The 6,255-nt window shown below is 48.1% G+C and carries 4 protein-coding genes and 1 pseudogene; 3 read left to right on the forward strand and 2 right to left on the reverse strand.

Going from position 1 to position 6,255, the window contains the following annotated elements; genetic code table 11:
* The 3 genes and pseudogenes from QUB24_RS22695 to QUB24_RS22705 form a co-directional block, all read left to right on the forward strand.
* A partial coding sequence (locus tag QUB24_RS22695) for a leucine-rich repeat domain-containing protein (protein WP_333155662.1) occupies nucleotides 1-1,344 on the forward strand: 1,344 nt, incomplete at its 5' end.
* A 415-nt stretch (nucleotides 1,345-1,759) separates the two neighbouring features.
* Nucleotides 1,760-2,053, forward strand: coding sequence for a hypothetical protein (locus QUB24_RS22700; RefSeq protein WP_006632553.1), 294 nt, complete (start codon nucleotides 1,760-1,762; stop codon nucleotides 2,051-2,053).
* Nucleotides 2,054-2,189: 136 nt separating this feature from the next.
* Nucleotides 2,190-2,513, forward strand: a pseudogene (locus QUB24_RS22705) (DUF6745 domain-containing protein); the annotation flags it as partial.
* A gap of 599 nt (nucleotides 2,514-3,112) precedes the next feature.
* On the opposite strand, the gene QUB24_RS22710 reads toward QUB24_RS22705, so the two are convergent.
* Together QUB24_RS22710 and QUB24_RS22715 are read right to left on the reverse strand one after the other, a co-directional pair.
* On the reverse strand, nucleotides 3,113-3,958 hold the full coding sequence (locus QUB24_RS22710; protein ID WP_333155664.1) for a nitrate ABC transporter ATP-binding protein: 846 nt from the start codon (nucleotides 3,956-3,958) through the stop codon (nucleotides 3,113-3,115).
* 174 nt (nucleotides 3,959-4,132) lie between these two features.
* The gene (locus tag QUB24_RS22715) at nucleotides 4,133-6,133 is read right to left on the reverse strand and encodes a nitrate ABC transporter ATP-binding protein (RefSeq protein WP_333155666.1); all 2,001 of its coding nucleotides are present in this window, start codon (nucleotides 6,131-6,133) and stop codon (nucleotides 4,133-4,135) included.
* Nucleotides 6,134-6,255: the final 122 nt, after the last annotated feature.

Below are 6,255 nucleotides of genomic sequence, written 5' to 3' on the forward strand. Positions count from 1 at the left end.
CTGCAATCTCTGACTAATTTGACTGAGCTGGATCTGGGCGACAATCAAATATCAGACATCACGCCTCTGCAATCTCTAACTAATTTGACTTGTCTGAATCTGGGCGACAATCAAATATCAGACATCACGCCTCTCCAATCTCTGACTAATTTGACTAAGCTGTATCTGTACAGCAATCAAATATCAGACATCACGCCTCTGCAATCTCTGACTAATTTGACTGAGCTGGATCTCGACAGCAATCAAATATCAGACATCACACCCCTGCAATCTCTGACTAATTTGATATATCTGAATGTAAACTTTATCGCTGAAAAGAAGGCTCTCATCGAAGCGTGTCGTCAAAAGTGGGGAACTCTCGCCAACTCTAGCAAACCCATCTCTCACCCTAAAGCCACAGCCGCCCTTAAAGCTGCCTACGAGGCCATCGGTTTACAAGCCCCTGAAATATTTTTTTGCAGCAGCCCCCAAGCAGGGTTAGCACAAAGACAAAGGCTGAAAATAGCGACGGAAACAGAGTTGAGAAAGCGAGTTGACAAACTGGTAAAAAATGCGCTGCACCCATTTCACTTAATAACAGAATTGCGGCAGGAACTTTCGGAATTAATTATATGGGAGGAACAGCTAAAACAACAATTGAATAAAGAATTATCCGGCTATGGGAACTACTTAAGGTTGATAGTTACTCCGAAATATGTGCTGGAGGCTCTCGCTCTTGCTGAATTCTGTCTTTCTGCATCGGGCATTGTACTCGAACCAGAGGCACAAAAAGCTTTTGAATGCCTGAAACAGATTTTAGTAGAATGTGGCTGGATTTTGACCTTTGAGAATGTTTGCTATGTGTGCTCGCGCCCAACCAAACTCTCCTTCGACAGCCAAAATCGCCTCCACGCAGAAGGCGAAAGCGCGATCGAATTTAGCGACGGTTACAAACTCTATTCCTACCACGGCGTCACCTTGCCCGAAAAATACGGACAAGTTCACCCTAGTCAATGGCAACCTACCTGGATTTTAGAAGAAGACAATGCCGAACTCAGGCGAGTGTTAATTCAGGGAATTGGTTATGCTAGAATTTGCCAAGAATTGCAAGCCACAGAATTAGATTGCTGGCAAGAATACACGCTGCTCAGAATTGATGCTGATATTGATGGCTTTGATCCTGATGATTTCAAGAGGGATGATGATGTTCCTGAAAAAGAGCCAATTTACTTGTTAAAAATGACTTGTCCGAGCACGGAATTCATTCACGCTTTGCGGGTTCCACCTGAGATGCAATCTGCAAGGGAAGCGATTCGCTGGGTGAATTGGGATGTCGATTATGAGGATTTTTCGGTGCAAACTTGAAGTTTTGGGCGATAATAGTCGGCGGTTAAAACCCCGATTCAAATTAACCGCAATATTTGTAGGGGCGGGTTCACCAACAATCTCCAACTCCCACCGACAATCTACATCAACCCGCCCCCACCCAGGCGACTGTTTCCGAGCGCACTTTTACCCTCAAACATAACGCCTGTCAGTGCAGCAAACAGTTATCGAATATAGTTTGTCGATCGCCCTTGACGCTCCTGTATTACTAATGTAGTATAAGAGAGTGGTAGAAAAGATCGATCGACACTACCAGTCTCGGACGCATCAACATCAAAGAAACCGGGTTTTTTATCGAGATTAAGGACTCTAATCGAGTATTTTTGTAAAAAACCCGGTTTCTGACCACCCGTGCGTCCAAGACTAATCAGCAAACAAAATTTAGAAAAAACCTATGCAACCCATCCGACAAGGCGACGTGATTCTCACCCCCGTACCGAAAATCGAAGGAGAAAAAAAACCTCACCTAACTCTCGCCGAAGGTGAAGTCACCGGACATTCTCACCAGATTATTGAGGGACAAGCTGAACTTTACGAAAAAGACGGCACTCTGTACTTGCGGGTGCTTTCACCGACAGCTTTATTGAGTCACGAAGAACACCATGCGATCGCAATTCCCGAAGGTAATTGGATGGTGCGAATTCAGCGGGAATATGAGCCACAAGGTTGGAGGTATGTCGCAGACTAAGGTTAAAAAACTAACGCCAGAACAAGCAGCTTTAATTCCTGTTTATCGGGAAAAATGGAGAGCGAGATCGCTTTCCACTGGCCCGATAAATCGCTCGCAAGCTGCGGAAACAGTTAAATCGGCTTACGCGATAATTGGCAAAAAATCACCGGAAGTAAAGGAACAGAATGCGGAAATTAGGCGAGTGTTAATTCAGGGAATTACTTACGATCGCATTTGTCAAGAACTAGCGGTGACAGAATTAGACAGTTGGCAGGAATACACTCTCTTAAGCATCGAGTTTGACGATGATTTTGATGGGGTGGGTAATGCAAAGCCAGTTTATTTGTTAAAAATGACTTGTCCGAGCACGGGACACATTCACGCTTTGCGAGTGCCGCCTGAGATAGAATCAGCTAAAGAAGCAATTCGCTGGGTAAATTGGGATATTGACCCAGAGGAGTTTTCCGTACAAACCTGAGTAATACAAATTTAAAAAAGTCTTGCTACAATCATCACTCTTATACCAATTGTTAAAAGTCACAGAACCCCGCGCCGGACTTAGGCTCAGCCGTTTCCCTAGCCGAGCATCTGTAGTTCACTCAACTGAAAACCTTTATATTGACAACAGCCTTAACCCATGAAACACCGATAAACGTTCCCGCAGTGTGCCAGTTCCCAGGGTGGAATGCACCAACCACCGATCGCCCACAAACCGTTAATAACATCAAGAAGAAGCCCACCCTCAATCGAAGGCGGGCTATGTTCATGCCAGCTTACCGACAGCTAGGCAATCGGGTCTCTTCGCTGGTAGACGTAAAAGCTGGGAAAAAGATCCGAACGTCCGAAAAAACTTCTCGCCCACCATTAAGCTTCAGTTTACCCAACCGGATCGGGAAAATTGCGCCCGTAGCGATTTTCCCCTGACATCGGGGAACACTGGGGCTTAAACTTTTCAATAGACTTCTGCAAAAAAGCTCGTCTTGGGCAGGCAGGATGCCCAACCCCTACTCCGCACAAGAATTAAACTTGTTCGAGAAGTCTCATAATTCTCCTCTTTAACTTTGATTTCCCAACCGATTAGGCATCGTGATCGTGTGCAAAACGACGGAACAGGAAATCTAGGGCGTAGTTCCGCAAATTGTAGTATTCTGGATCTTCCATCATTTGAACCCGATCGCGCGGACGCGGAAAAGGAATCTCCAAAACTTCGCCAATTGTCGCCGACGGGCCATTAGTCATCATCACCAGTCGATCGGCCAAAAACAGCGCTTCATCAATATCGTGAGTAATCATCAACACCGTACAGCGGTGATCGTTCCAGATTTTGAGCAACTCTTCTTGCAATTCCTCCTTAGTAATTGCGTCCAGAGCACCAAAAGGTTCGTCTAAAATCAGCACTTTCGGGCGAATTGCCAAGGCGCGGGCGATCGAAACCCGCTGCTTCATCCCCCCCGAAATTTGCGGCGGTCTTTTCTCAGCAGCTTCTGTCAATCCCACCATCGCCAAATGCTCTTTGACGATCGCATTTTTTTCGACCTTCGACTTCTCAGGAAATACAGCATTAACCGCAAGGTAAACATTTTCAAACACCGTCCGCCAAGGTAACAAAGCGTAACCCTGAAACACCACCATGCGATCTGGGCCAGGCTTCGTAATCCGCTGCCCGTTAATCGTCACACTACCGGAGCTCGGATGGCTAAAACCCGACACCATATTTAACAGTGTTGATTTGCCGCAGCCCGAGTGTCCGATCAGAGTAATAAACTCTCCCTCAGCTACATTCAGATTGACGTTTTCTAAAGCCCTGTAACCATTTGGATATTCTTTGTAAACATTGTCCATCACCAAAAAAGGTTGGCGGCGGCCTTTTCCCGGCTGGATTTTAGTTTTGGTGTTCGTCTGGTTTTTAGTGGTGTTGAGCATGGGTTTAGGAAGTTGTGAGTGGGTGATTTGCGAGGCAAGAAGGAAGAGGCAAGAGGGAAGAAGGAAGAGGGAATTACTAACTAGCAATTAGCAGTTAACAATTAACAACTAACAACCAACAACTAACAACTAACAATTAGCAATTACCCTGTTTTTATCGAACTAAAAACCGCTCTAAGCAGCTCGGCGGCCGGAATCGAGTACAACTTCAGCCATCGTGAAATCGCGTTTAATCGCCAGATTGTTGAGATAGCCGATCGGATCGTCAGCATTAAACACCGAGCCGTCAAACAAGCTGAGAGAACCGCGAGTGTAAGTAATATCAGCCATCCCCAGCTCTCGCGCCGCCGTGCTGAACGCACCGACTCGCACCACCCGCTCCAGAATTTCCACCCAGTTGCGCGGGAACACAGTATCGCCCCAGCGCGCCATCTGTACCATGTGCCAGAGTTGTTCTGTGCGGCTTGGGCGATTCACCCCCTCTCCAGAAAACAAGTGGTGGGCGTATTCCCGCATCGGAGTATCGAGGTTGCAAGCAACAGATTTCGGGTCGCCGAGTTGGATGTAACTCTTATCAGTAGCGACGTACTCCCTTCCCGCGACAATTTCCGAAACCTCGGCGGCGTGATTTGGATCGGCGCAATAGTGGCAAGCTTCGAGCAAAGCTTTGACGAGAGCAATGTGAGTGTTGGGATAAGCATTTGCCCAGTCTTCCCGCACCCCCAAAATTTTTCCCGGATGCCCCGGCCACAGTTCCAAATCTGTCGCCACCGTAAAGCCGACTCCTTCCATCGAGGCCCGCAAGTTCCAAGGTTCGCCGACGCAGAAACCGTCAATCGTGCCGCCCTGCAAGTCAACGATCATCTGAGCCGGTGGGATATTTTTCAGCAACACATCGCGATCCGGGTCAATGCCGCCGGAAGCCAGCCAGTAACGCAGCAACAGGTTGTGCATCGAAGAAGGGTGAACGATGCCCATACGGTGGGTTTGCGCGGGCGTTCTCTGGAGCATTTTTTTAAAGTCTGCCAGAGTGTAGATCCCTTGGTCGTAAAAGCGCCTCGCGAGGGTAATTCCGTTACCATTGCGGCTCATGGTGAGGGCTGTAACCGTCGGAATCGGCTGCTCTTGGTGGCCCCCCAAGCTCAACCACATCGCCATCCCAGAGGGCATTTGAGCTGCGTCTAAGTAACCTGCGGCGATGCCGTCTACGATGCCGCGCCAGCTTGTTTCCCGCACGAGGTGGACTTCATCGAGTCCGTGTTTGGCAAAAAAGCCTTTTTCTTTGGCGACAGCGAGGGGAGCACAGGCTGCCAGCGGAATAAAGCCGAGTTCGAGGTTCACTTTTTCCAGGCCGTGGCGGGCGATCGCGGGTACTTTCCGCGCCCGCAGTTTTTTGACGCGCTTCTGCTGGTTGAGGAAGTAAATCATTTCGCTACGTAGAGCGTAGTAGCTGGGGTGTGAGACTACTTCCATCCGTTTGCGGGGGCGGGGGATGTCTACTTCGAGAATGCCGCCAATCTTCGATTCTGGGCCGTTGGTGAGCATGACAATGCGATCGCTCAGCAACACGGCCTCATCCACATCGTGCGTTACCATCAGGGCGCTGATTTCGTACTCTTGGCAAATTTCCATCAACTTTTCTTGCAAGTTGCCGCGAGTCAAAGCATCCAAAGCGCCGAAGGGTTCGTCTAAGAGTAACAGTTTGGGGCGCAGGGCCAGAGCACGGGCGATCGCCACGCGCTGTTTTTGTCCCCCTGATAGCAATGCAGGTTGTTTTTCGGCGTGAGGCGTCAACCCCACCATGTCGATGTGTTTTTGAATGATTTCGAGGCGTTCGGCTTTGGGTAAGCCACTCATTACCGAGTCTACGGCTAGGGTAATGTTTTCTCTGACCGTCCGCCAAGGTAGCAGCGAATAGTTTTGGAATACTACCATGCGATCGGGGCCGGGCTGGGTGATTCTTTGTCCGTCGATCGTCACCAATCCTTCTGTCGGTAGATCCAAACCTGCAACCATATTTAGTAGCGTAGATTTACCGCAGCCGGAGTGTCCGATTAAGGAGATAAATTCTCCTTTTTTAATTTCTAAGTCGATGCCTTTGAGGGCTATGTATGTGCCGCCGTCTGTTAAATTAAATACTTTTCCGACTTGTTCTACTGCAATCAAAACAGACATGATTTTCTTGCCTTTTTTGTAGGTTTATTATTTGACTGTTGACTGTTGACTGTTGACTGTTGACTGTTGACTGTTGACTGTTGACTGTTGACTGTTGACTGTTGACTGTTGACTGTTGACTG

Source organism: Microcoleus sp. B9-D4 (assembly GCF_036705105.1).
Taxonomy (GTDB): Bacteria; Cyanobacteriota; Cyanobacteriia; order Cyanobacteriales; family Microcoleaceae; genus Microcoleus.

Coding starts and splice junctions, on each gene's coding strand:
- QUB24_RS22715 (WP_333155666.1), bottom strand. CDS start 6,133: ATGTCTGTTTTGATTGCAGTAGAACAAGTCGGAAAAGTATTTAATTTA.
- QUB24_RS22700 (WP_006632553.1), top strand. CDS start 1,760: ATGCAACCCATCCGACAAGGCGACGTGATTCTCACCCCCGTACCGAAA.
- QUB24_RS22710 (WP_333155664.1), bottom strand. CDS start 3,958: ATGCTCAACACCACTAAAAACCAGACGAACACCAAAACTAAAATCCAG.